At 64.3% G+C, this 23,016-nt stretch carries 21 protein-coding genes and 1 pseudogene; 16 read left to right on the top strand and 6 right to left on the bottom strand.

Annotated elements, in window-relative coordinates:
* Nucleotides 1–76: 76 nt before the first annotated feature.
* From udk to QMB55_RS01320, 5 genes are all read right to left on the bottom strand, one after another.
* Nucleotides 77–712: a uridine kinase gene (gene udk, locus QMB55_RS01340; RefSeq protein ID WP_497586854.1), complete on the bottom strand. Its 636-nt coding sequence runs from the start codon at nt 710–712 to the stop codon at nt 77–79.
* 112 nt (nt 713–824) lie between these two features.
* The gene (locus QMB55_RS01335) at nt 825–1,469 is read right to left on the bottom strand and encodes a hypothetical protein (protein ID WP_497586853.1); all 645 of its coding nucleotides are present in this window, start codon (nt 1,467–1,469) and stop codon (nt 825–827) included.
* Between the two features lie 81 nt (nt 1,470–1,550).
* Complete coding sequence (locus QMB55_RS01330) at nt 1,551–2,114, bottom strand: hypothetical protein (protein WP_497586852.1); 564 nt, start codon at nt 2,112–2,114, stop codon at nt 1,551–1,553.
* A 108-nt stretch (nt 2,115–2,222) separates the two neighbouring features.
* Nucleotides 2,223–4,277 carry a nucleoside recognition domain-containing protein gene (locus QMB55_RS01325; RefSeq protein WP_497586851.1) on the bottom strand — a complete coding sequence of 685 codons (2,055 nt, stop codon included), beginning with the start codon at nt 4,275–4,277 and terminating at the stop codon, nt 2,223–2,225.
* Between the two features lie 5 nt (nt 4,278–4,282).
* A complete protein-coding gene (locus QMB55_RS01320) occupies nt 4,283–5,242 on the bottom strand; it encodes a cation diffusion facilitator family transporter (protein WP_497586850.1) in 960 nt (319 codons plus the stop codon).
* 263 nt (nt 5,243–5,505) lie between these two features.
* Here QMB55_RS01320 and QMB55_RS01315 point away from each other — a divergent pair, with 263 nt between their 5' ends.
* A complete protein-coding gene (locus QMB55_RS01315) occupies nt 5,506–6,306 on the top strand; it encodes an energy transducer TonB (protein WP_497586849.1) in 801 nt (266 codons plus the stop codon).
* 7 nt (nt 6,307–6,313) lie between these two features.
* Here QMB55_RS01315 and QMB55_RS01310 read toward each other — a convergent pair whose 3' ends face one another.
* Nucleotides 6,314–6,874 carry an NUDIX hydrolase gene (locus tag QMB55_RS01310; protein WP_497586848.1) on the bottom strand — a complete coding sequence of 187 codons (561 nt, stop codon included), beginning with the start codon at nt 6,872–6,874 and terminating at the stop codon, nt 6,314–6,316.
* Between the two features lie 210 nt (nt 6,875–7,084).
* Here QMB55_RS01310 and motA point away from each other — a divergent pair, with 210 nt between their 5' ends.
* From motA to QMB55_RS01235, 15 genes and pseudogenes are all read left to right on the top strand, one after another.
* Entirely contained in the window at nt 7,085–7,942 is an 858-nt protein-coding gene (gene motA, locus QMB55_RS01305) for a flagellar motor stator protein MotA (RefSeq protein WP_497586847.1), read from the top strand.
* Nucleotides 7,943–7,981: 39 nt separating this feature from the next.
* Complete coding sequence (motB, locus tag QMB55_RS01300) at nt 7,982–8,983, top strand: flagellar motor protein MotB (protein ID WP_497586846.1); 1,002 nt, start codon at nt 7,982–7,984, stop codon at nt 8,981–8,983.
* A gap of 37 nt (nt 8,984–9,020) precedes the next feature.
* On the top strand, nt 9,021–9,917 hold the full coding sequence (locus QMB55_RS01295) for a CheR family methyltransferase (RefSeq protein ID WP_497586845.1): 897 nt from the start codon (nt 9,021–9,023) through the stop codon (nt 9,915–9,917).
* Complete coding sequence (locus tag QMB55_RS01290; protein ID WP_497586844.1) at nt 9,892–10,545, top strand: chemotaxis protein CheB; 654 nt, start codon at nt 9,892–9,894, stop codon at nt 10,543–10,545. Before QMB55_RS01295 ends, QMB55_RS01290 begins: the two co-directional genes overlap by 26 nt.
* A gap of 249 nt (nt 10,546–10,794) precedes the next feature.
* Nucleotides 10,795–11,766 (top strand): chemotaxis protein, encoded by a 972-nt coding sequence (locus tag QMB55_RS01285; protein WP_497586843.1) that lies wholly within the window; start codon nt 10,795–10,797, stop codon nt 11,764–11,766.
* A gap of 31 nt (nt 11,767–11,797) precedes the next feature.
* A complete protein-coding gene (locus tag QMB55_RS01280; RefSeq protein WP_497586949.1) occupies nt 11,798–12,739 on the top strand; it encodes a chemotaxis protein in 942 nt (313 codons plus the stop codon).
* Nucleotides 12,740–12,762: 23 nt separating this feature from the next.
* A pseudogene (cheY, locus tag QMB55_RS01275) lies at nt 12,763–13,151 on the top strand (chemotaxis response regulator CheY).
* Nucleotide 13,152: 1 nt separating this feature from the next.
* Nucleotides 13,153–14,034 (top strand): protein phosphatase CheZ, encoded by an 882-nt coding sequence (cheZ, locus tag QMB55_RS01270; RefSeq protein WP_497586842.1) that lies wholly within the window; start codon nt 13,153–13,155, stop codon nt 14,032–14,034.
* A gap of 10 nt (nt 14,035–14,044) precedes the next feature.
* A complete protein-coding gene (locus QMB55_RS01265; protein WP_497586841.1) occupies nt 14,045–15,970 on the top strand; it encodes a chemotaxis protein CheA in 1,926 nt (641 codons plus the stop codon).
* A 175-nt stretch (nt 15,971–16,145) separates the two neighbouring features.
* Nucleotides 16,146–17,288 carry a flagellar biosynthesis protein FlhB gene (gene flhB, locus QMB55_RS01260; protein WP_497586840.1) on the top strand — a complete coding sequence of 381 codons (1,143 nt, stop codon included), beginning with the start codon at nt 16,146–16,148 and terminating at the stop codon, nt 17,286–17,288.
* Nucleotides 17,281–19,365, top strand: coding sequence for a flagellar biosynthesis protein FlhA (flhA, locus tag QMB55_RS01255; protein ID WP_497586839.1), 2,085 nt, complete (start codon nt 17,281–17,283; stop codon nt 19,363–19,365). Before flhB ends, flhA begins: the two co-directional genes overlap by 8 nt.
* On the top strand, nt 19,362–20,648 hold the full coding sequence (gene flhF / locus QMB55_RS01250; protein WP_497586838.1) for a flagellar biosynthesis GTPase FlhF: 1,287 nt from the start codon (nt 19,362–19,364) through the stop codon (nt 20,646–20,648). Before flhA ends, flhF begins: the two co-directional genes overlap by 4 nt.
* The gene (locus tag QMB55_RS01245; protein WP_497586837.1) at nt 20,641–21,528 is read left to right on the top strand and encodes a nucleotide-binding protein; all 888 of its coding nucleotides are present in this window, start codon (nt 20,641–20,643) and stop codon (nt 21,526–21,528) included. The genes flhF and QMB55_RS01245 overlap by 8 nt, the downstream gene beginning before the upstream one ends.
* Before the next feature lie 11 nt (nt 21,529–21,539).
* Nucleotides 21,540–22,283 carry an RNA polymerase sigma factor FliA gene (locus QMB55_RS01240; protein WP_497586948.1) on the top strand — a complete coding sequence of 248 codons (744 nt, stop codon included), beginning with the start codon at nt 21,540–21,542 and terminating at the stop codon, nt 22,281–22,283.
* On the top strand, nt 22,276–23,016 hold the full coding sequence (locus QMB55_RS01235) for a flagellar motor protein (RefSeq protein WP_497586836.1): 741 nt from the start codon (nt 22,276–22,278) through the stop codon (nt 23,014–23,016). Before QMB55_RS01240 ends, QMB55_RS01235 begins: the two co-directional genes overlap by 8 nt.

Raw genomic sequence — 23,016 nt, 5'->3', positions numbered from 1 at the left:
ACGCCATGATAAAGACATTGCTGCCGCCGTGGGGCGCGAAATACCGCCCGCGCCCGGTGGCTGCCGGCTCAGGCCTTCAGGCTTTGAGTACGCCGAGAATGTGGTGCTGCAGCATTTCCAGCGCCCGCTCGTTCTCGGCGCCGACGGGGACGATGAGGTCCGCCCAGCGTTTGCTGGGTTCGACGAACTCGAGGTGCATGGGGCGGACGGAGTTCAGGTACTGGTCGACGACGCTTTCCAGAGTGCGCCCGCGCTCCAGCGTGTCGCGCTGGATGCGGCGCAGGATGCGGATGTCGGCGTCGGTATCGACGAAAATCTTCACGTCCAGCTGCTCGCGGAGTTCGGGCAGGGCGAAGAGGAGCAGCCCTTCCAGCACCACCACGCGTCCGGGCCGGATGGGCTCGCTCCAGCCGATGCGGTCGCTGATCGAGAAGTCGTAGACCGGCTTGCGGATCGGCTGGCTGCGCTTGAGCGCCGCCAGATGCGTCGCCATCAGCTCGAGGTCGAAGGCGTGCGGATGGTCCCAGTTGACCGGGCGTTCGCCGAAGCGTCCGCGTACGACTTCCAGCGGCGCGTAGTAGGCGTCCATGTCGAGCAACAAGGTCTCGACCTGGGCTTGGCCCAGTCGGCGGATCAGTTCCTGCGCGATTGAGGTCTTGCCGCTTCCGCTGCCGCCGACGATGCCGATGAGCAGGGCTTTATCGGGGGTCATGCGGGGGCTCCGTTTTTGTGTCGATTCATCAGACGCCCGAAGTCGTACCGAAGGCTTTTTTTGTGGGTGTGATCGCGAGTATTTCCGGGGACGTCGTTACCGTCAACCTAAATTAATTCTTATCTTTTGCTTCGGAGCCAATGATTTTTCGGAGTTCTTCTTCAAGCGCTTTCCTCGCTTTTGGAACTGCTGAATTGAAGTGTTCGGAAGCTTCACTCCAAGACTCATGCTTCTTGGTCAAGGTTTGCTCTGGTAGTTCGCTGTCCTCTCTGTGGGCATAGATACCGAACCCAATGACTTTGCTGCGCATAGCTTGCAAAAGCTCGTCAATTTGTTGGCAGAGGTTGGCAGGAAGATAGATTCGATTCTTATCAAAATATCGATAGAACTCAGCCGATTTGTTCATTGCCGTGTGGTACTTCTCCCGTTTGCTCGGCTCACCAGCAAATTCCATCGGCGAGACAAATTCCTGACCAGCCCATTGTGCCTCAACAAGCAGTCCGTATGCTTCGGCTACAACTTGGGCTCGTTTCTCGTGCAGTTTTGCCACTACGATTTGGTGCTCTTGTGCTACCAACTGCAGTTGATGCCGCAACTGGTCGGCGGCGGTTGAGGAAGCGCTCGCTAGTTCGGATTTGAATCGTTCCAAATCCTTCGCGACAAGTTGGCCCAGTAATGAGCGGGCTAGCCAGCCAAGCAAGGCAAGGAGTGCGGCGTTTCCGCCGATGGCAAGTAGGATTGTTTCCCAAGCGTTCATGTGAAATCTAGCTCTGAAAATGATCGCAAATAAGTTTGGAGTGGGCTGCGCGCTTTAGCCCTGCTGCCTGCTGTTTCGTGCTCACGAAAACCCCGGCAGCCACGCCGAGCGTTGCGGCTTGTGCAGCGGTTCGAGCGTGCCCTGGAAGAGCGCTTCGATGACCGGCGGCTCGCGCCAGCGTTCTTCGAGAAAACGCAGGCCGACTTCTTCGACCAGGGTGCCGGACCAGTAGTGGCGCGAGACTTCGTCGAGCGTTTCGAGGCTCAGGTTGTGCGGCAGGCGCAGGTAGTCGAGCCAGCTCGAATCGTGGAAGGAGACGGTGTAGGGGCCGGCGCTGCGGGCGCGCGCCAGGGTTTTTCCGAAGACGCGGCCGGGGTGCTTGCTGCGGAAATTCTCGGCGTCGACGCGGGTGGCGAAGAGGAGCAGGGCGTGCAGGCGGCTGGGAAAGTGCTTGTAGAGGCGCTGCCGGTAGTACTCGAGGTGGTATTCGGCGAAGTAGTTCTGCACCGTGGTGAAGTGGTCTTCGGGCAGCGAGACGCCGAAGGGGTTGCCGGTCAGCACGTCCCAGCCCGGCAGGTCGGCCTCGGGGTCGAGCCAAGCGTAGAGTTCGAGCGTCGCGTGATCCTTGATCAGATGGTCGTCCATCGTCCTCTCCGGGGGCGCGTGCGGCAGGCGGGGTGGCGCTATTCTTCCACCGCCGGAGGGGTTTGTTCAACCTCGGGCCTGCGCGCCAGGCGTGGCGCGGCTTGCAGCCTAGCTGTAGAGCCCGAGGAGTGCGGCGCCCAGGCGAACGACCCCGGCCATCAGCAGGGCGCAGGCGAGCGAAACGCCGACCGAGAGCCAGGCTTCGCGCCGGCCCAGCGTCTTGAGCATGACGGCGAAGGTCGACAGGCAGGGGACGTAGAAGGTGAGGAAGACGAGGAAGGTGAAGATCTGCCCGGTGTTCAGCACGTCGCCAACGTCGGGCGTGCCGAGCGCCTGCTGGATCATGAGCAGCGAGAGTTCCTTGCGCAGCACGCCGAAGAGGATGGGCACGCCGAGTTCGGGCGGCAGGCCGAGCCACCAGGCGGTGATCGGGGTGAGCAGGGTGTCGATCAGGGCGTCGGCGCCGTAGTGGCCGAGCAGGGCGAGGACGACGCTGCCGAGCACCAGCAGCGGGGTGACGATGGTGACGATGTCGCTGGTGCGTTCCCAGGTTTTGGCGGCGATGGCGCGCAGGGTCGGGCGGGCGTAAGGCGGGATGTCGAGGACGAGGCCCGGCGTGTGGTCGGGCAGGCGCCGGGCGAGCAGCTTGCCGAGCGCGGCGATGGTGGCGAGGACGAGGGCGAAGAGGGCGAAGACGCCCAGGCCGCCTAAGTATTTGCCGCCGATGGCGAGGATGATCGCCGAGCGCGCGGAGCAGGGGACGAAGGTGATGAGGATGGCGGCGGCGATGCGTTCGCGGCGCGAGCCGCTGGTGGCGGCGGCGGAGATCGCCGGCACGTTGCAGCCGAGCCCGATCAGGAAGGGCACGGCGACACCGCCGTGCAGGCCGATGCGGTGAAAGCCGCGGTCGACGACGAAGGCGACGCGGTGCATGACGCCCGATTCTTCGAGGGCGACGAGCAGGACGACGAGCGGCAGCATGTAGGGGACGACGATGCCGACGAGGCCGACCAGACCGTCGGCGACGGCGCGGCCGACGACGCCGGGCGCCGATTGCGGCTGCCATTCCTGTACCCAGGCGGCGAGGCGTGCCGAGCTGAGGCCGTCGAGCACGGTGCTGAGCTCGAAGACGAGAAAGAGCACGGCGGCAAAGACCAGCAGGCTGCCGACGAGGCCCCAGCGCGGGTGCAGGAAGAGTTCGTCGAGCGCGCGTCGCCAGCCCTGGCCGGTGTCGGCGCCGCGGGCGCTGGTGACGGCTTCGTAGAAGAGCGCGGCGCGGTGGTGGCGGTCGGCATGGACTTCTTCGGCGAGCGGGCGCGGCAGGCGCGCGTCGGCTTCGCTGCGTGCGGCGGCGATGGCCGGCGCGAGGTCGGGAAACTGGGCGTCGAGCGCGGAGCGGAAGTAGTCGTCGTTCTCTGCGAGCTGTGCGAGCAGGAGGGCGCGCGGGACGCGGAAGACGTCTTCGATCTCCGGTCGGGCGATCACGGCCTTGAGGGCGGCGAGACTTTCGCCGATGTGACGCGCCGGCGGCTGCGGCAGCGGGCAGGCTTTTTCGCGGGCGGCGGCGAGCACGGCGGCAAAGAGCGCGGCGATGCCCTTGCCCATGTGCGCCACGGTCGGCACGACGGGCGCCCCGAGGCGCTCGGAGAGCGCCTGGACGTTGATGTACAGGCCCTTGCGCCGGGCTTCGTCGACGCGGTTGAGGGCCACCACCAGCGGGCGGCCGAAGAGGTTGAGTTCGAGCGCGAGTTCGAGGTCTTTTTCCAGTGCGGTGGCGTCGACGACATGCACGATCACGTCGGGCGCGGCGAAGGCGCTGGCCTCGGGGGGCGGTGGGGCGTGCTCGGGGCGGGCCGACGGCGGCCAGCGGTCGCCCCAGAGCAGGTATTGGAGGACGGTCTGGTCGTGGCCGTTGAGCTGGTGCAGCGAGGCGATCGACGGCAGGTCGACGAGCGAGATCTGGTCGAGGCCGACGTCGACCACGCATTCGCGGTAGGCGCCACCGATGCCGGCCAGGCGCTCGTGTTGCACCACCGGGCTGGCGGCGGCTTCGAAGATGCTGCTCTTGCCTGCGCCGAAGCGGCCGATCAGCGCCACGCGCGGACGGCGCTCGCCGCGCAGCAGCGGGCCGTGCAGGGGAATGCTGGCGGTGGCGGCAGGCATGGCGGTCAGGCGGTCGGGAGAAGGGGGGTATGGTCCCGGTCCGGGCGCTGCGCCGGGTCGACGTGCACCATCAGGTTGAGCACGCGATGGCGGCGCAGGACGCGGGCACGCACTTCGACGGCGATCTCGTGCCCGGCCTCGACGGTTTGCGTGGCTTCGACCTCGACGTGCGCCTCGGCGACGACCATGTCGCCCATCTTGCGGGTGCGTAGGTCGTGCGCGCCGAGCACGCCGGGCGTGGCAAGGATGGTTTCGCGGATGGCCTCGACCTCGGCCTCGTCGGCCGAACGATCCATCAGGTCGTGCAGCGCGTCCCAGGCGAAATCCCAGCCCATCTTGCCGACCATGCCGCCGACGATCAGCGCCGCGATCGGGTCGAGGATGGGGTAGCCGGCGAGGTTGCCGACGATGCCGAGGGCGACGACCAGCGACGAGGCGGCGTCGGAACGCGCGTGCCAGGCATTGGCCACCAGCATGCTCGACTTGACGCGCTTGGCGACAGCGAGCATGTAGCGGAAGAGCAGCTCCTTGGCGACGAGCGCGGCGAGCGCCGTCCATAGCGCGGTGACGTGGATGTCCGGCAACTCGTGCGGCGCCTGGATCTTGACGAAGGCCGACCAGAGCATGCCGACACCGACGGCCAGCAGCAGGGTGCCGAGGATCAGCGAGGCGGCGGTCTCGAAGCGCTGGTGGCCGTAGGGGTGGTCGTCGTCGGCCTCCTTCTGGCTGTGGTGGTTGGCGACGAGGACGACGAAGTCGGAAATGAGGTCGGAGAGCGAGTGGATGCCGTCGGCGACGAGGCCCTGCGACTTGGTGACGAAGCCGATCGCAATCTGTGCCACGGTGAGCACGGTGTTGACGCCGACGCTGACCCAGGTGCTGCGTGAGGCCGCCGCCGCGCGGTCGGCGGCAGTGGCGGCGGTGTCTTCGGTGGTGTTGTCCTGGTCGAAATGGGGGATGGGCACGCCAGCTCCTTGTTTTGACGGCCGTCGGCGGAAACGCCTCTCCCGGTGGGGAAGGGCGGGCGGGTGGTAAACTTGCGTCGCGTCGTTTCTTGCGCGCGTTTTCCCGTTGAGCCGGCGGCCGTGTCGTTTTGTCCGGCGGGGATTTTACCGCAGGGCGCCGTGCCTGCCCGACGCGGCCTTTCATTCCAGAGGGATGGGGCGTTGCATTGTTGCCTCATTGTTGCTTTTTTCGTCTATTTTCCGCTCCGTTCTTCGATCCGTTGATGTCCCGCCCTCGTCCCGACCGCGCCCACCGTCCGCTCGTCCGAGCCTTGACGTTGTCCGCGCTCGCGCATGCGCTGCTGCTCGTCGGCGTGGCCGTGCCTTTGCCGTTGGCACTGGCGCCGACGGCGGGCGAAGCGCGGGTCCAGGCGAGCCTGCGCGCGCCCTCGGCTGCCGGTCGGGCCGAGGCGCCGACGGCGGCCTCGCGTCCGCCGTCGGCCGTGGTGACCACGCTGCCTGTGCCCGCCACGCCAAAACCGCGCCAGACGCCGCGCGGGACGCCCGTTCTGGCGGCGCTGGAGGCCGCGCCGGATGGGCCGTCCAGGCCGGTGGTCGCTGCAGCGCGCGCCGCGCCCGCGCCCGAAACCGCCCCGGCCCTTGCGCCGTTCGGGGCGGCGCGCGATGCGCCGATGGAGACGAAGGCGGGCGACGGGCGCCGTCCGGCGGCCGGGACGCCAGGCGAGGGGCGGGTCGGGGGCGTTGCAGGCGGGGAAGTGCGGGCGGACGACCTGCGCCATTACCGGGTGTCGCTGGCCTCGGCGGCGCGGCGCTTCAAACGCTATCCGCCGCTGGCGCGCGAGCGCGGCTGGGAAGGGACGAGCGAAGTCGCCGTCGTGCTGCGCGCCGGCGTGCCGCATCCGGACGTGCGCCTGATGCGCTCGAGCGGGCGCGAGCTGCTCGACGCGCAGGCGATGGACATGGTGGCGCAGGCGGTGCGCGTCGCCGAGGTGCCGGGCGGCCTGCGCGGGCGCGACCTGCGCATCGACCTGCCGGTGCGCTTCAGCCTCGAAGACGAGCGCTGAGGCGGGATTAGTACGCCGTGCGCGGGTCGTGCGCCGGCAGCGGGCCGAGTTCGACCTCGTGCAGGCCGAAGCGGCCCGTGCGGCGGTCGGCGAGGTAGGCGCGCAGGCATGCTTCGACGCTGCGGAAGGCGAGTTCGGGCCACGGAATCTCGGCTTCGGCGAACAGTTCGACGGCCTGGCTTTCCTCGCCCGCGGCGTACTGCGGCGAACGCAGGCGGCCGCGGTAGAAAAGATGCACTTGGTCGATGTGGGGCACGTTGACCACGGCGAACAGGGCGTCGATGTCGACGTCGGCGCCGGCTTCCTCGTGCGTTTCGCGGGTGGCCGCGTGCGCCGTCGTTTCGCCGACTTCCATGAAACCGGCGGGCAGCGTCCAGTGGCCGAGGCGCGGTTCGATGGCGCGCCGGCACAACAGCAGCCGACCGTCCCATTCGGCGACGCAGCCGACGATGATTTTCGGGTTGCGGTAATGGATTTCGCCGCAGTGGGGGCAGACGTGACGCGGCAGGTTGTCGCCCGGCGGGATGCGGTGTTCGAGGCGGGTGCCGCAGTGGGTGCAGAAGTTCATGGCGGGATCGTTCGGCGGAGGCTTCGATTCTATACGACGCCGTGCGCCGTCGCCGCGGCGATACGGAAAGGCCGGGCAAGGCGCGTGTTTTCCGCGCGTTTCCCGCGCTTTTCCTTTTCCTGGCGCGGGCCCAGCCGCTACAATACCGACGAATAGGTGCGCGGCGCCCGGAGGTTTGGCGATGCGCGCACGATGACAGGGGGATTCTTAATGTTCTTGATCGTCGGCTACATCATCATTTTGGCTTCGTCGGTCGGCACTTACGCCGTCCACGGCAGTCTGGCCGCGCTCTGGGTGCCGTTGGAGTACATCGCCATCGTCGGCCTCACCCTCGGCGGTTTCGTCGGCGGCAACGACATCAAGGTCGTCAAGGCCACGGTCGGCGCCCTGCCCAGCATCTTCAAAGGCTCGAAGTACAACAAGGCCTTGTATGTGGACCTGCTGGCGATGCTCTTCGAAGTGCTTTCGAAGGTGCGCAAGGAAGGCTTGATGTCGATCGAGAACGACGTCGAGAACCCGCACGACAGCCCGATCTTCAGCAAATATCCGGCAATCTCGCACGACCATCACGTGATGGAGTTCATCACCGACTACCTGCGCATGATGGTCGGCGGCAATTTGAACGCGCTCGAAATCGAGAACCTGATGGACATCGAAATCGAGACGCACCACCACGAGGCCGAAGTGCCGGCGCATGTGATGGCCAAGACCGGCGATGCGACACCGGCCTTCGGTATCGTCGTCGCGGTGATGGGCGTGGTGAACGTCATGGGCTCGGTCGGCGAGCCACCGGCCGTGCTGGGCAAGATGATCGGTGGCGCGCTGGTCGGCACCTTTCTCGGGATTCTCGTCTCTTACGGCTTCATCGCGCCGATCGCCTCGCTGCTCGAGCAGAAGGCGCATGAGGGCTCGAAGATCTATCAGGTGATCAAGGTCGTGCTGCTGGCGTCGATGTCGGGCTACGCGCCGCAGGTGGCGGTGGAGTTCGGGCGCAAGGTGCTGTTCTCGACCGACCGGCCGACCTTCATGGAACTCGAAACCGAACTCAAGGCCCGCAAGGGCAAGTAAGCCGGCGCCCGGCGAACGGCAACTGGAACTGGAGCAGGGATGAGCGAAGACGTCCGCCCCATCGTCGTCAAACGCATCAAGAAGGTCGCCGGCGGCCACCACGGTGGCGCCTGGAAGATCGCCTATGCCGACTTCGTGACGGCGATGATGGCCTTCTTCCTGCTGATGTGGTTGCTCGGCTCGACCTCGACCGGCGACCTCAAAGGGCTGGCCGACTACTTCCAGAACCCGCTCAAGGTCAGCCTCTCCGGCGGCTCGGGCGCGGGCGACGCAACCAGCATCCTCAAGGGCGGCGGCAAGGTGCTCACCAGCAGCGCCGGCCAGGTCAAGGACGGCGACGTGCAGGCGACGCGCAAGACGCCCAACGTCCGCGACGCGCGTTCCGAGGAACTCAAGCGCGAATTTGAGAAACGCGAGAAGGCGATGCTCGGCGAGCTCAAGAAGAGCATCGAAAAACTCATCGACGGCAATGCGGCGCTGCGCCAGTTCAAGAACCAGCTGCTCATCGACGTGACCCCGGAAGGCTTGCGCATTCAGATCCTCGACGAGAAGAACCGGCCGATGTTCGACACCGGCAGCGCCGAACTCAAGCCGTATTCGCGGGTGATCCTGCGCGAGATCGGGCAGGCGCTCAACGCCGTGCCCAACAAGGTCAGCTTCTCCGGGCACACCGACGCGGCGCAGTACGGCTCGGGCGAGCGCGGCTTCTCGAACTGGGAGCTGTCGTCCAACCGGGCCAACGCGGCGCGGCGCGAAATGATCTCCGGCGGAATGGACGAGAACAAGGTGCTACGCGTCGTCGGCCTGGCGTCGACGGTGCTCTTCGACAAGAATGACCCGCTTTCGGCGAGCAACCGGCGGATCAACATCGTCGTGCTCAACAAGCGCACCGAGGAAGCCATGTTGCAGGAAGACGGCAATGTGACCGTCGAAGCCGATGACGAGGCGCCGAGCGAGGCGGCGCCCAACGCCGTTCCTGCCGCGCCGCCCGCCGTGCCGGCGAGCCCTGCGGCGCCACCGGCGCCGACGCGAGGCGGATGATGATGGCGGCCCGTCCGCCGACATTCACGAGGTAGCGATGATCGAAAAAAAACCGACCGCTCCGGCCGCTGCGCCGGCCTTCTCGTTTGCCTCCCGCGAGGCTGCCGAGCGCGAATTCGTTTTTACCGAGGCCGACTTCGAGCGCGTGCGCAAGCTGATCTACGCCCACGCCGGAATCGCCCTTTCGCCGGCCAAGCAGGACATGGTCTATAGCCGCTTGGCGCGGCGCCTGCGCGAGACGCGCCTGAAGAGCTTCGGCGACTACCTCGCCCTGCTCGAGCGCGGCGACAAGGCGGAGTGGGAAAAATTCGTCAATTCGCTGACCACCAACCTGACCTCCTTCTTCCGCGAGCCGCACCACTTCCCGATCCTGGCTGAGCATCTGAAAAAACTGCAGACGCAAGGGCGTTCGCAAATCAAGATCTGGTGCTCGGCGGCGTCGACCGGCGAGGAGCCCTACAGCATCGCGATGACCGTGGTCGAGGCGTTCAACAGCTTCAATGTCCCGGTGTCCATCTTTGCTTCCGATCTCGACACCAATGTCCTGGCTTTCGGGATGAAGGGCGTCTATCCTCGCGACCGGGTCGACAAGCTCTCGCCCGAACGGCTGTCGCGCTTCTTCACCAAGGGGGCGGCGGGGCCGGGCGAAAGCTATACCGTGAAGCCCGAGTTGCGTCGCCTGATCACCTTTCAGCGCATCAACCTGCTCGAACCGAACTGGTCGGTGCGCGGCCCGCTCGACGTGCTTTTTTGTCGCAACGTGATGATTTATTTCGACAAGCCGACCCAGCACAAAATCCTGACGCGTTTTGCGCCGCTCATGAGTCACGACGGCCTGCTGTTCGCAGGGCATTCCGAAAGCTTCCTGCACGCCGCCGACGTGTTCCACTCGAAGGGCAAGACGGTCTATGAACTTGCGCGAAAACGCGACTGATCCGCACCGCCCGGGCGTCGGCGTGGCGGTGGGGGCCGGGAGCCGCATTGTCTTTGTCGGTGCGTCGACCGGGGGCACCGAGGCCGTCAAGACCTTCCTCCTGGGGATGCCGGTCGATTGCCCACCGATCCTGATCGTCCAGCACATGCCCGAGTCCTTTACCGCCTCTTTCGCGGCGCGCCTCGACACCCTGTGTCGTCCACGCGTCATCGAGGCGCAAGGCGGCGAGAGCCTGCAGTCGGGGATGGTTTACGTGGCGCCGGGACATTCGCACCTGCGTGTTCGGCGTACGCCCTCGGGCTACTGCACCGAGCTGCAGGCGACGCCGCCGGTGAATCGCCACCGTCCTTCGGTGGACGTGCTCTTCGATTCGGCCGCCGAGGTGGTCGGGCGCAATGCGGTCGGCATCATCCTCACCGGGATGGGCAAGGACGGCGCGCTCGGGCTGCTCCACATGCGCAAGGCCGGGGCGCGGACGCTGGGGCAGAACGAGGCGTCCTGCGTGGTCTATGGCATGCCGCGTGAAGCGGCGCTGATCGGTGCGGTCGAGGACGAGGCGCCACTCGGCGAACTGTCGCGCCGGGTGTTGATGCTGCTCGGCCGGGTTGCCGCGTCCTCGGGCGCCTAAAGAAAACGCGGCCGGGGCCGTAAAGACGCTGTCGTCATGCCCCGCTCGTCGACGCGGGCATGACGCTTTATCCCATTGCGCAGAAAACGCTTGTGTTTTGCATGAGCCGGTGCGGGAGACGTTCGCCAAGTGCAGATTTTTCGGGGCTTTGCGGGATTTTCCCCGGTGTACTCGGGTGGTGAATTGAAGTTTGATCGATTAAGATGTAACTAATAAAGCAATGGGGTTCGCCCAAATGGGAGTTTAGGCATGTCAGAACTGCTCAAGAGCATTGATGCCCGCACCAAACTGGCCGGCACGAACAAGCTCGAAATTCTGCTGTTCACGCTGGGCACGAATGCGCGCACCGGTCGACGCGAGACCTTCGGCATCAATGTGTTCAAGGTGCGCGAAGTGATGCGCACGCCGCCGATCACCGGTGCGCCGGAGATGCCGCCGTCCGTCGAGGGCATGGTCAGTCTGCGCGGCGCGCTGGTTCCGGTCGTCGACCTCGCCAGCTACACGCGCATCGACACCGACACGCCGCGCAACATCATGATCGTGACCGAATACGCCGGGCATACGCAGGGTTTTCTGGTCGAGGCGGTCGATACCATCCTTCGTCTCGACTGGAGCCAGATGAAGGTGCCGCCGGAGATGCTGGTCGCCGAGATGGGCGGTCTGGTGACGGCGGTCACCGAGCTTGCCGACGGGCGTTTGGTGATGATGATGGACGTCGAGAAGGTGCTCTCCGAGACCACCAACTACGACGAGGAGGCGGTGTATCGCAACATCAAGCCGCTCAATAAGCCCGACCTGACCGTGTTCTTCGCCGACGATTCGATCGTTGCGCGCAAGCAGATCATGCGGACCCTCGATGCCATGCACGTCAAGTACAACGGCTCGATCAACGGGCGCGAGGCCTGGAACGAACTGGAAAAAATCGCTGCCTTCGCCCAGGCTTCTGGGCAGGCCGTGACCGATCTCGTCAGCCTGGTGCTGACCGACGTCGAAATGCCCGAAATGGACGGTTACATCCTGACCAAACGAATCAAGAGCGATCCGCGCTTTGCCGGCGTTCCGGTGATCATGCATTCGTCGCTTTCCGGGATGTCCAATCAGCAGCTCGGTCAATCCGTTGGCGTCGATGAGTACGTCGCCAAGTTCGAGCCGCAGAAACTGTCCGAGACGCTGGCCCGCCGCCTGCTGGGTGCCGAGCCAGTGGCCAGGGTCGAGTCTTGAGACGGCGGGCTGACGGGAGCGAATCATGAGCATGGACATCGTCGAAAAGAAAAATCTGCTGGACACCGTAGACGCCCGGACGCGGCTCGCCGGGTCGAACAAAATGGAGATCCTGCTCTTCTCGCTGGGGACCCGCGAGACCTTCGGGATCAACGTCTTCAAGGTGCGTGAAGTCGGGCGTACGCCGCACATCACCAAAACGCCGAACATGCCGCGTGGGGTCGAAGGCCTCGTTTCACTGCGCGGCAACGTCATCCCGGTGTTGTCGCTGGTGAATTTCCTCGACCTCAAGGACAAGCCGGTCGAGCGCGGGCAGACCATGATGGTCGCCGAATACTCGAAACGCACGCTGGGTTTCCTGGTGCATGAGGTCGACCGCATCATCCGTGTCGACTGGGAGAAAGTGCGCGCGCCTGAAAGCGTTCTGTCGTCGAATCAAGGGTTGATCACCGCGATCACTGAACTGGAGAACGGGACGCTGGTGTCGCTGCTCGACGTCGAGCAAATCCTCGCCAATGCCTTCGGCGAGGCCATCATCGTCGATGTGCCGCCAGCCCAGGTGCCCGAGGATACCGGCGTCTTCTTCGTCGACGATTCGATTGTGGCGCGGCGCAAGATCGCCGAGGTTTTCGACAAGCTCGGTGTCAAGCACAAGCATGCGACCAACGGCGCCGAGGCCTGGAGCCGTCTGCAAGGGCTTGCGGCGCATGCGCAGCAGACCAATTCGGTGTTGCGCGACGATGTCAAACTGATTCTCGTCGATGCCGAAATGCCGGAAATGGACGGCTACGTGCTGACCCGACACATCAAGAGCGACGCGCGCTTCGACGGCATTCCCGTCGTCATGCACTCGTCCTTGTCATCCGAGGCGAATCGCGCCATGGGGCAGGCGGTCGGCGTCGATGCCTATGTTGCCAAGTTCGATGCCGAGGTGCTGGCGGATACGCTGCGCCCCTTGCTCGAGCGCCAATAAAGATTCTGGGGAGTTAAAAGAGAATGGCTGATCCGAAGTTGCGAATTCTGGTGGTCGACGATTTTTCGACGATGCGCCGCATCGTCAGAAACCTGCTCAAGGAGCTGGGCTTCACCAATGTGGATGAAGCCGAAGACGGCGCGATCGCGCTGCAGAAACTGCAGGCCGGCGGTTTGAATTTGTCGTCACCGACTGGAATATGCCGAACATGGACGGTCTGCAGCTGCTGCAAACCATCCGCTCGACGCCTTCGCTGCAGCATCTCCCGGTGCTCATGATCACCGCGGAAGCCAAGAAGGAAAACATCATTGCCGCGGCCCAGGCCGGTGCCAGCGGCTACATCGTGAAGCCGTTTACGGCGGCGACGCTGGCTGAGAAGCTGCAGAAGATCTTCGACAAAATGGGTGCCTGAAATGAGCAACGAGACTGCATCCGGCGACTCGAACGAACTCGAGGCTCTATTCGATAGCATCGCCAGCGGTGTTTCCGCACCCCGTCCGGTCGCCTTCGCAACGCCCCAGCCCGCGCCCGTCGCCGCTCCAGCTCCTGCGGCTTCGCTGATGCGCCAGGTGCGCGAAGGCGACAGCTTGAGCGAGGATAACGACGATCTGCAGGCGCTGTTCGATTCGGTGGCTAGCAAGCCGCAGGCCGGCGCTGCTGCTGCGGTTCAGGACACCGATTGGGCTGGTCAGGAGAAGGTTTTCAATCAGGTCGGACAGATGGCCCGTCTGTTGCACGACACGCTCGGCGCGCTCGGTTACGACAAGCTGCTTGAGAAGACCGTGCACGCGCTTCCTGATGCCAAGGACCGCTTGACCTACATCGCCAACCTGACCGAACAGGCCGCCTGCAAGGTACTCAATGCCACTGACATTGCTAACCCGTTGCAGGAAGAGTTGGAGAATGGCGCCAAACTGCTTGCCGACAAGTGGGACGCGGTGTATGCGAACCGGCTGAGTACCCAGGAATTCAAGTTGCTGGCCGACGAGACGCGGGCCTATCTCAAGAACGCCGTGCCGCAACGCACTGGCGCGACGCGCGAACAACTCATGGAAATCATGATGGCGCAGGATTTCCAGGATCTGACCGGCCAGGTGATCAAGAAGATCGTGGGATTGGCGCAGGATCTCGAGTCAGGTTTGATGAACGTGCTGATCGAGACCATGCCCGGCGAGAAGAAGACGGAGTCGGTGAAGTCGCTGCTCAATGGTCCGGTGGTCAATCCCGAAGGACGGACCGACGTGGTCGCCAGCCAGAAGCAGGTCGACGACCTGCTCGATAGCCTCGGATTCTAGGAGGTCAGCAATGAGTGATTTTTCCGGGATGGAAGACCTGCTGCAGGATTTTCTGCAGGAAGCCAGCGACATGCTCTCCGATGTCGACAACAAGTTGGTCGACCTTGAGCGCAACCCCGAGGATCGGCAGCTGCTCAACGACATCTTCCGCGGCTTTCATACGATCAAGGGCGGCGCTGGCTTTCTCAACGCCACCGAGCTGGTGACGCTTTGCCACCTGACCGAGAACCTGTTCGACAAGCTGCGCAACGGCGAGATGCCGCTCTCTCCCGAGTTGATGGACGTGATCATGGCCGCCACACAAGGCGTGCGGGTGATGTTCGGCGAACTGGCGCAGGCGACACAGCCGCGTCCGGCGCAAGCCAGCCTGCTTGAGGCCTTGCGCCATGCCCTCGAAGAGGGCGGACGGGTCATCGCGCATGAGCCCGCGCCGGTCGTGACGCCAATGGCCGCTCCTGTGCCGCCGCCCGCGAATGCTGGGACCGCCGCTGAACCGGATTGGCAGGCGTTGCATGACGTGATTACCGGCCAAAGCGCGCCGACGATGCCGGCCCCAAGCTCGGCGCAGGTGCCGGTCCACGCCGAGCCCGGTGTTCCGGCTGAACTGGCCAATGCGACGCCGCATTTTCCGCCGGAAGGCCGTCGGGCCAGCGACCGTGTGGGCGCGGTCAGTGGCTCGACAGGAGGGCGGCGCAGCGAGGAGCGGGCCGCGGCACGCGAATCGACGATCCGCGTCGATACCGCGCGCCTCGATCAGGTGCTCAACCTGTCGGGCGAAATCGGCCTGACCAAGAACCGCCTCACCAGCCTGCGCGCCGACATCCTGGCCGGCCGTAATGACACCGATACGCTGCATGCCCTCGATCAGGCGGTCAGCCAGCTCGATCTGCTCGTCTCCGACCTGCAGAACTCGGTGATGAAAACGCGCATGCAGCCGATCGGCCGCCTGTTCCAGAAGTATCCGCGTATCGCCCGCGACCTTGCGCGCCAGCTCGGCAAAGACGTTGAATTGCTGCTCGTCGGCGAGGAAACCGAAGTCGACAAGACGATGATCGAGGACTTGGCCGATCCGCTCGTCCACCTCGTGCGTAACGCCGTCGACCATGGCGTCGAGTCGCCCGAAGAACGCCTCGCGGCCGGCAAGCCGCCGAAGAGTGTCGTGCGCCTCGAAGCGCGTCAGGAAGGCGATCACATCGTCCTGATCGTTGCCGACGACGGGCGCGGCATGAGTCCCGAGCGCATTCGCGCCAAGGCCATCGAGAAAGGCATCATCCGCGAGGAAGACGCCAATACGCTCGATGACCGGCAGAGCCTGAACCTGATTTTCCTGCCCGGCTTCTCGACCATGACCCAGGCCTCGGCGGTGTCCGGGCGCGGCGTCGGCATGGACGTGGTGAAGACCAACATCCAGAAGCTCAACGGTTCGATCGAAATCCGTTCCGAGCCGGGCAAAGGCTCGGTGTTCCTGATCTCGTTGCCGCTTACCCTGGCGATTCTGCCGGTGTTGCTGGTGTTGCTCGGCGATCAACCGTTCGCGTTGCCGCTGTCGATGGTGCGCGAGATTCTGCCGATCGAGAAGGACAAGATGCAGGAAGTCGGCGGCAAGGAAACCCTGGTCGTGCGCGGCGAGGTGCTGCCTGTGGTGGCGCTCTCGCGCCTGCTCGGCTGGCCGCAGCTGCATACGCCCGAGTACGGGGTGTTGATGCAGACCTCGGAGCGCAGCTTCATCCTCGCGGTCGACAGCTTCGCCGGGCGCGATGATGCGGTGATCAAGTCGCTCGACGATTTCCGCCCGCGCGGCGTGGCCGGAGTGACGACCCTTTCCAATGGTCAGATCGTGTTGATCCTCGACATGAAGGAATTGCTCGCGGATCTCAACCAGCACATCGACAAGGAACTTGGTGTGCGTCAGCGCTCGCTCGAGCTTCCGGTTTAAACGATTAATAATCAATGGCCTGGACAGGGGGCTTGCGCCCCCTGTCTTTTTTTGTGCTTTGTGCGTGCTGTTGCGTTCCTGCGACTATTCGAGAATCGGCCTAAATAAAGTCCCATACCTCTTTATTTTTTAAAGATTTTTCATATAATAGCCCGTACTTGAACGGAAGCCGCAGATGGCCGAAGACAGCGACCTCGAAAGAACAGAACCGGCGTCAGCACGGCGACTCGAACAGGCCCGGGAAGAGGGCCAGGTTCCCCGTTCGCGCGAAATCGGCGCTTTTCTCGTTCTCATGGTTGCCGCAGCCTCGTTCTGGTTCGTCGGGCCGTGGATGATGCAGCGCGCCGCGAGCATCGTCCGCCGGGGGCTGACCCTCGACGAAAGTGTCGTGCGCGACACGGCCAAGATGACCGCGCGTTTCTCGGAACTGGCGTTCGATGCCCTGCTGGCCTTCTCGCCGCTGATCGGCGCGCTGGTCGTCGCCGCGATTGCCGCGCCCTTCTTCCTCGGCAGCTGGAACTTCACCCTCAAGGCCTTGACCCCCGACCTCGCGCGCCTGGACCCGATTCAGGGGCTCTCACGGATCGTCTCCTGGACGGGCATTGCCGAGCTCGTCAAAGCCATCGCCAAGGCCTTGCTGGTCGGCGGCGTTGCGGTGTGGGTGCTGTGGAGCGAACGCGCTGACCTCTTTGCGCTCCTTGGACAACCGCTCGAAGCCGGTCTGGCTTCGGCCGGCAACTTGATCGTATACAGCTTTCTGCTCATCGTCCTGTCGATGCTGCTGATCGTGGCCATCGACGTGCCTTTCCAGCTCTGGCAATTCCACGACCGCCTGAAGATGACCAAGGAGGAAGTGCGTCAGGAAGGCAAGGAAATGGAGGGCAATCCCGAGGTCAAGGGGCGCATCCGCCAGCTGCAGCGCGAAGCCGCGCGCCGGCGCATGATGGGCGCGGTGCCGACGGCCGACGTGATCGTCACCAATCCGACGCATTTCGCGGTTGCGCTGGCGTACAAGAGCGGCATGGGCGCGCCCAAAGTGATCGCCAAGGGTGTCGGCGAGATCGCCGCCAAAATCCGTCAGATCGGCGCCGAAGCCGGCGTACCGATGCTTGAGGCACCGCCTTTGGCACGTTCGCTGTACAAGCACGCCGAACTCGATCAGGAAATCCCGGCGCCGTTGTATGCCGCGGTGGCCGAGGTTCTGGCCTACGTCTATCAGCTGGCCAACTGGCGCAAGACCGGCGGCCAGTATCCGCTGCCGCCGCGCGAGATCGCCGTCCCGGTGGAAATGACCGTCGCGGAGGCGCTCAATGGCTAACGCCGCGCTCTCCCTGCGCAGCCTGATCGGGCGTGGCGGTATGCAGCAGCTGGCCGGGCCGCTGCTCATCCTCATCATCCTGTCGATGATGGTGCTGCCGCTGCCGCCCTTCCTGCTCGACCTCTTCTTCACCTTCAACATCGCGATCTCGGTGATCGTCATGCTGGTTGCGATCAACGTGAAGAAGCCGCTCGACTTTTCGGTCTTCCCGACGGTGCTGCTGATCACCACGCTGCTGCGCCTCTCGCTCAACGTCGCTTCGACGCGCGTGGTATTGCTCGAGGGGCACACCGGGCCGGGAGCTGCCGGACAGGTGATCGATGCTTTCGGGCACTTCCTCGTCGGCGGCAACTATGCGGTCGGGATCGTCGTGTTTACGATCCTGGTGATCATCAACTTCGTGGTCATCACCAAGGGTGCCGGACGCGTCGCCGAAGTCGCCGCGCGTTTCACCCTCGATGCGATGCCCGGCAAGCAGATGGCCATCGACGCTGACCTCAACGCCGGCTTGATCGGCGAGGACGAAGCGCGGCGGCGGCGCGGTGCGATCGCCGAAGAAGCGGATTTCTTCGGCTCCATGGACGGTGCTTCGAAGTTCGTGCGCGGCGATGCTGTGGCCGGCATCCTGATCATGTTCATCAACGTCATCGGCGGCCTCTTCGTCGGTGTGTTGCAGCACAACCTCGACGTCGGCACGGCGGCCAAGACCTACACCTTGCTGACCATCGGCGACGGCCTTGTGGCGCAGATTCCGGCGCTGATCATCTCCATCGCTGCGGGCATGGTGGTCACCCGTGTCGGCGAATCGCAAGATCTGTCCGAACAATTCCTGGCTCAGCTGTTCACCAGCAGCAAAGTGATCGGGTTGACCGGCGGCATCATCGGCCTGCTCGGCCTGATTCCCGGGATGCCCAACCTCGTTTTCCTGCTCCTCGCTGCGTTGCTCGGAAGTCTGGCCTGGTACATCGGACGCGAACAGCAAACTGCAAAACCGGTACCGGTGGCGGCGACGCCTGCAACGCCGGGCGAGTCGCTTGAGGCGAGCTGGGCCGACGTGTCGCCACTCGACGTCCTCGGTCTCGAAGTCGGCTACCGCCTGATTCCGCTGGTCGACAAAGCGCAGGACGGCGAACTGCTGCGCCGCATCCGCGGCATTCGCAAGAAGTTCGCACAGGAAGTCGGCTTCCTGGTTTCGCCGGTGCATATCCGCGACAACCTCGAACTTAAGCCGAACGGGTACCGCATTCTGCTTAAGGGCGTCGAAATCGGGCAGGGCGAGGCTTTCCCCGGGAATCTGCTGGCGATCAACCCCGGTCGCGTTGCCGGCAACCTGCCGGGAACGGCGACCAAGGATCCGGCCTTCGGCCTGCCTGCGGTGTGGGTTGATATGGCCTTGCGCGAACAGGCCCAGGCCTTCGGCTACACGGTGGTCGATGCGAGCACGGTGGTCGCCACGCACCTCAACCATCTCATCCTCACCCACGCTGCCGAGCTGCTCGGACGCCAGGAGGCGCAGGCGCTGCTCGACCACCTGGGCAAGGAAATGCCCAAACTCATCGAAGACCTGGTGCCCAAGACCTTGCCGCTCGGCGTGGTGCAGAAGGTGCTGCAGAACCTGCTCGACGAAGGCGTGCATATCCGCGACATGCGCACCATCGTCGAGACGCTGGCCGAATCGGCCGGGCGCAGCCAGGACAGCGAAGTGCTTACCGCGCAGGTGCGCGTTGCGCTCGGACGCTCGATCGTGCAGCAGCTCTACCCATCGGGCAATGAAATGCAGGTGATGTCGCTCGATCCGCAGCTCGAGCGCATTCTGCAGCAGGCCATTTCCGGCGGCGGCGACGGTGCCAGCATCGAACCGGGGCTCGCCGACACGCTGATGCGCGAGACCGCCGGTGCGGCGCAGCGTCAGGAAGAACTGGGGTTGCCCGCAGTCTTGCTCGTGCCCGGCAATCTGCGTGTGCTGCTGTCGCGTTTCCTGCGGCGCAGCATCCCCCAACTCAAGGTGCTCGCCCACGGCGAAGTGCCTGAACATAAAACCATCAGGGTCACATCGATCATCGGAGGCAGGTCATGAACGTCAGGAAATTCATTGCCGCAACGGCGCGCGACGCCTTGCACAAGGTCAAGGAAATGCTTGGCCCCGACGCGATCATCCTGTCCAACCGCGCGATTCCGGGAGGCGTCGAGATCATGGCCGTGGCGGCTGGCGAGATGGATGCCATCGTCACTTCGCCACGCGCCGCGGCTGCTCCTGCTTCTGTTCCGCCAATGCAGGAAGACTATACCGTCCGTCTGTCGAGTGAAGCCGTACCGTCCAACCGCGTTGCGAATCCAATACCGCCGCTAACCTCCAGGCCTGCGCCGCAGTTTGAGCCGGCGAACATCGCCGTGCCCCGTGCCGCCGAAGTTGTTCCGGCCGAAGTAATGGCCGAGATCCGGGCCTTGCGCCGCATCGTCGAGCAGCATCTGGCTGGCGCCGCGTGGGGCGAAACTGCGCGCCGTGAACCGGTGAAGACCGAGATCTTGCGTCAGATGCTCGACGCCGGCTTCTCGCCGCGCCTGGCGCATGAACTGTTGGCCGAGTTACCGCTTGATCTCGACCAGAAAGGCGCTCTGGGCTGGGTTAAAGCGACGACCGAGCGCTGCTTGCAGACACTCGATGCACAGAGCGACATCGTCGACCGCGGTGGTGTTTACGCTCTGGTCGGCCCGACTGGTGTCGGCAAGACCACCACCACGGCCAAGCTCGCGGCGCGTTGCGTGTTGCGCCACGGCGCCAGCAAGGTGGCGCTGATCACCACCGACGGCTACCGGATCGGCGCTTACGAACAGCTGCGTATTTACGGGCGCATCCTCGGTGTTTCGGTGCATCTCGTGAAGGATGCCGGTGAATTGCGCCAGACCTTGCTTGATCTGCAGCACAAGCACATGATCCTGATCGACACCATGGGCATGAGCCAGCGCGACAAGATGGTCGCCGAGCAGGTGGCAATGTTTGACGGCAGCCCGGTCAAACGTCTGCTGCTGCTGGCCGCGACCGGCCGCGGCGACACCCTCGATGACGTGGTGCGTGCTTATGCCGGGCCCGACGTGGTTGGCTGCATCCTGAGCAAGGTCGACGAAGCTGCGGGCCTTGCGTCTTCGCTCGACGTCATCATGCGCCACCAACTGCGCCTGCATTACGTGTCCAACGGCCAGCGCGTGCCGGAAGACCTGCACCTTCCGAATCGCGCCTATCTGCTGCACCGTGCATTCAAAGATGTGCCCGAAGTCTCGCCGCATCGCCTGTCCGGGAACGAACCTGGACTGATGATGGCCAGTGCTGGCTTGGTGGCGGCCGGGGGGCGTCGTGGCTGATTATCGAGGCGACCAGGCGGATGGTTTGCGCCGCCTGTTTGGCCAAAAGGCGGCAACACGCGTCATCACCTTCGTCGGCGGTAGCGCCGGGGTTGGGCGCAGCGCCATCGTTGCCAATCTGGCGGCAGCGCTGGTTCGGCTCGGCAAGGACGTTCTGGTGCTCGACGAAAGCGCGCGCGACGGCTCTGCAGCCTGCTTCGGTGCGCTGGTGCGAAACGACTTGCAGCATGTCGTCGAAGGTGAGAAGACGCTCGACGAGGTCATGCTCAAGGTGCCGGCTGGGGTGCGGGTGCTGCCCGTGGCGCGGACCGTCGGTGCGCTGGCCCGGCTCTCGCCGCTGCAACAGGAGCGCTTGATCGCTACGCTGGCTGGCCTGTCACCGGCTCCCGATTTCATTCTGGTCGATGCATCGCACGATCATCCGCTTGGTTTTTCGCCCTTCGGGCTTGCGGCGCACGAGACGGTGATTGTCGTGCCGCCGACCCCGGGCGCGATTACCGAAGCCTATGCCCTGATCAAGAAAGTGAGTCTCGCCTACGCCAGTCGCGCCTACCGCGTGTTGGTCAACAAGGCGCGTAGCCTCGAGGAAGGACGGACCATCTTCGGTAACATCGCGCGTGTAACGCACGCGCGTCGGTTGGCCCGGCTCGAATATGTCGGTTGTATCCCCGTCGATGAGCGCATGGCCCAGGCGGCGCGGCTGTGTCAACCGGCGGTCGGCTTGTATCCGGACGCCCCGGCGGCTCGCGTGTTGCGCACCCTGGCTGGGAATCTGATTGATTGGCCTGGCGCTGATGCAGAGGTCGGCGGCCTCGAACAATTCCTGCAACAGCTGCTACACTTGAGCCAACGCTACGATCCCGTCGCCATTTACGCGTGATTCTCCCCGCCATGTACAACGCTGCTGGTCAGATCGACAAGGATCAGCTGGTGCAGCGCTTTGCGCCTTTGGTCAAACGCATCGCCTACCACCTGATGGTCAAGCTGCCGTCCAGCGTCCAGATCGACGATCTGGTGCAGAACGGTATGCTGGGCCTGCTCGACGCACTGGGAAAATTCGAAGCCGGAATGGGGGCGCAGTTCGAGACCTACGCCGCGCAACGTATCCGCGGGGCGATGCTCGACGGTCTGCGTGAGAACGACTGGCTCCCGCGCAGTCTGCGCCGCGATTTCCGGCGTATCGAAGAAGCCATCGCTCAACTCGAACAAGCGCATGGGCGGGTGCCCTCTGAGAAGGAACTGGCTAATGCCCTGGGGATGAGCCTGGGCGACTACCAGAAGATGCTTCAGGATGCGCGCGGTCACCAGCTGATCTCGTTCGAGGATATGATCGAGGAAGGCGACGAGGATTATCTCGAACGTCATCTGGTCGACGATGCCGGCGACCCGGCGCGAATTTTCGAGGATGCCAGCCTGCGTCAGTTGCTCGTCCAGGCGATCGAGGCCCTCCCGGAGCGGGAAAAAATGATGATGGCACTCTATTACGAGCAGGACCTCAATCTGCGCGAGATCGGCGAAGTGATGGGCGTCACCGAATCACGTGTCTGTCAGTTGCACAGCCAGGCCGTGGCCCGTCTGCGGACGCGTCTCTTTGGCGAAGGCGGGATCAAGAAACGGGCGCGGCGCAATGGATAAGATCAGCGTCCTCGGCCTGCTCATCGGCATCGCCGCGATCGTCGGCGGCCAGATTCTCGAAGGCGGCAGCGTCGGTTCCTTGAGTCAGCCCACTGCACTGGTCATCGTGCTTGGCGGGACGATGGGCGCCGTCATGTTGCAGAGCCCCTACGCGACTTTCGTGCGCGGCATGCGGATGGTGCGCTGGGTCTGGTATCCGCCGGTGATTGATCCGCAGGCGCTGATCCGCCAGATCACCGTCTGGAGTCAGTTGTCACGCCGCGAAGGCCTGCTGGCCTTGGAGAATTCGCTCAACCAACTGAAGGATCCCTTTGCTCGCAAGGGATTGCAGCTCCTGGTCGATGGCGCAGAACCGGAGCGCCTGCGCGAGGTGCTCGAAGTCGAGATCGATGCTTTCGAACAACAGCAGCGCGCCGCGGCGCGCATCTGGGAGGCCGCCGGCGGCTATTCACCGACGATCGGCATTCTCGGCGCCGTCCTTGGGCTGATCCACGTCATGGAAAACCTGAGCGAGCCGTCCAAGCTCGGTGCCGGCATCGCCGTGGCCTTTGTCGCCACCATCTACGGCGTCGGCCTGGCCAACCTCGTTTTTCTGCCCATGTCGAACAAACTCAAGGCGCACATCCAGCGCCTCATCGTGCACCGCGAAATGCTGGTCGATGGCTTGGTCGGGATCGCCAACGGCGATAATCCGCGCATCATCGAAAGTCGCCTGCAGGGCTACATCGTCTGA

Origin of the sequence: Propionivibrio sp. (genome assembly GCF_041441355.1) — a bacterium.
Taxonomy (GTDB): domain Bacteria; phylum Pseudomonadota; class Gammaproteobacteria; order Burkholderiales; family Rhodocyclaceae; genus Propionivibrio.
This window is presented reverse-complemented; position numbering and strand designations above follow the sequence as displayed.

Excerpts from the sequence above, each read along its gene's own strand:
- cheZ (WP_497586842.1), top strand. The coding sequence starts at position 13,153 with ATGAGCAACGAGACTGCATCCGGCGACTCGAACGAACTCGAGGCTCTA.
- udk (WP_497586854.1), bottom strand. The coding sequence starts at position 712 with ATGACCCCCGATAAAGCCCTGCTCATCGGCATCGTCGGCGGCAGCGGA.
- flhB (WP_497586840.1), top strand. The coding sequence starts at position 16,146 with ATGGCCGAAGACAGCGACCTCGAAAGAACAGAACCGGCGTCAGCACGG.
- motA (WP_497586847.1), top strand. The coding sequence starts at position 7,085 with ATGTTCTTGATCGTCGGCTACATCATCATTTTGGCTTCGTCGGTCGGC.
- QMB55_RS01290 (WP_497586844.1), top strand. The coding sequence starts at position 9,892 with ATGAACTTGCGCGAAAACGCGACTGATCCGCACCGCCCGGGCGTCGGC.
- QMB55_RS01295 (WP_497586845.1), top strand. The coding sequence starts at position 9,021 with ATGATCGAAAAAAAACCGACCGCTCCGGCCGCTGCGCCGGCCTTCTCG.
- QMB55_RS01330 (WP_497586852.1), bottom strand. The coding sequence starts at position 2,114 with ATGGACGACCATCTGATCAAGGATCACGCGACGCTCGAACTCTACGCT.
- QMB55_RS01285 (WP_497586843.1), top strand. The coding sequence starts at position 10,795 with ATGTCAGAACTGCTCAAGAGCATTGATGCCCGCACCAAACTGGCCGGC.
- QMB55_RS01235 (WP_497586836.1), top strand. The coding sequence starts at position 22,276 with ATGGATAAGATCAGCGTCCTCGGCCTGCTCATCGGCATCGCCGCGATC.
- motB (WP_497586846.1), top strand. The coding sequence starts at position 7,982 with ATGAGCGAAGACGTCCGCCCCATCGTCGTCAAACGCATCAAGAAGGTC.
- QMB55_RS01325 (WP_497586851.1), bottom strand. The coding sequence starts at position 4,277 with ATGCCTGCCGCCACCGCCAGCATTCCCCTGCACGGCCCGCTGCTGCGC.
- QMB55_RS01280 (WP_497586949.1), top strand. The coding sequence starts at position 11,798 with ATGGACATCGTCGAAAAGAAAAATCTGCTGGACACCGTAGACGCCCGG.
- flhA (WP_497586839.1), top strand. The coding sequence starts at position 17,281 with ATGGCTAACGCCGCGCTCTCCCTGCGCAGCCTGATCGGGCGTGGCGGT.
- QMB55_RS01315 (WP_497586849.1), top strand. The coding sequence starts at position 5,506 with ATGTCCCGCCCTCGTCCCGACCGCGCCCACCGTCCGCTCGTCCGAGCC.
- flhF (WP_497586838.1), top strand. The coding sequence starts at position 19,362 with ATGAACGTCAGGAAATTCATTGCCGCAACGGCGCGCGACGCCTTGCAC.
- QMB55_RS01335 (WP_497586853.1), bottom strand. The coding sequence starts at position 1,469 with ATGAACGCTTGGGAAACAATCCTACTTGCCATCGGCGGAAACGCCGCA.
- QMB55_RS01310 (WP_497586848.1), bottom strand. The coding sequence starts at position 6,874 with ATGAACTTCTGCACCCACTGCGGCACCCGCCTCGAACACCGCATCCCG.
- QMB55_RS01240 (WP_497586948.1), top strand. The coding sequence starts at position 21,540 with ATGTACAACGCTGCTGGTCAGATCGACAAGGATCAGCTGGTGCAGCGC.
- QMB55_RS01265 (WP_497586841.1), top strand. The coding sequence starts at position 14,045 with ATGAGTGATTTTTCCGGGATGGAAGACCTGCTGCAGGATTTTCTGCAG.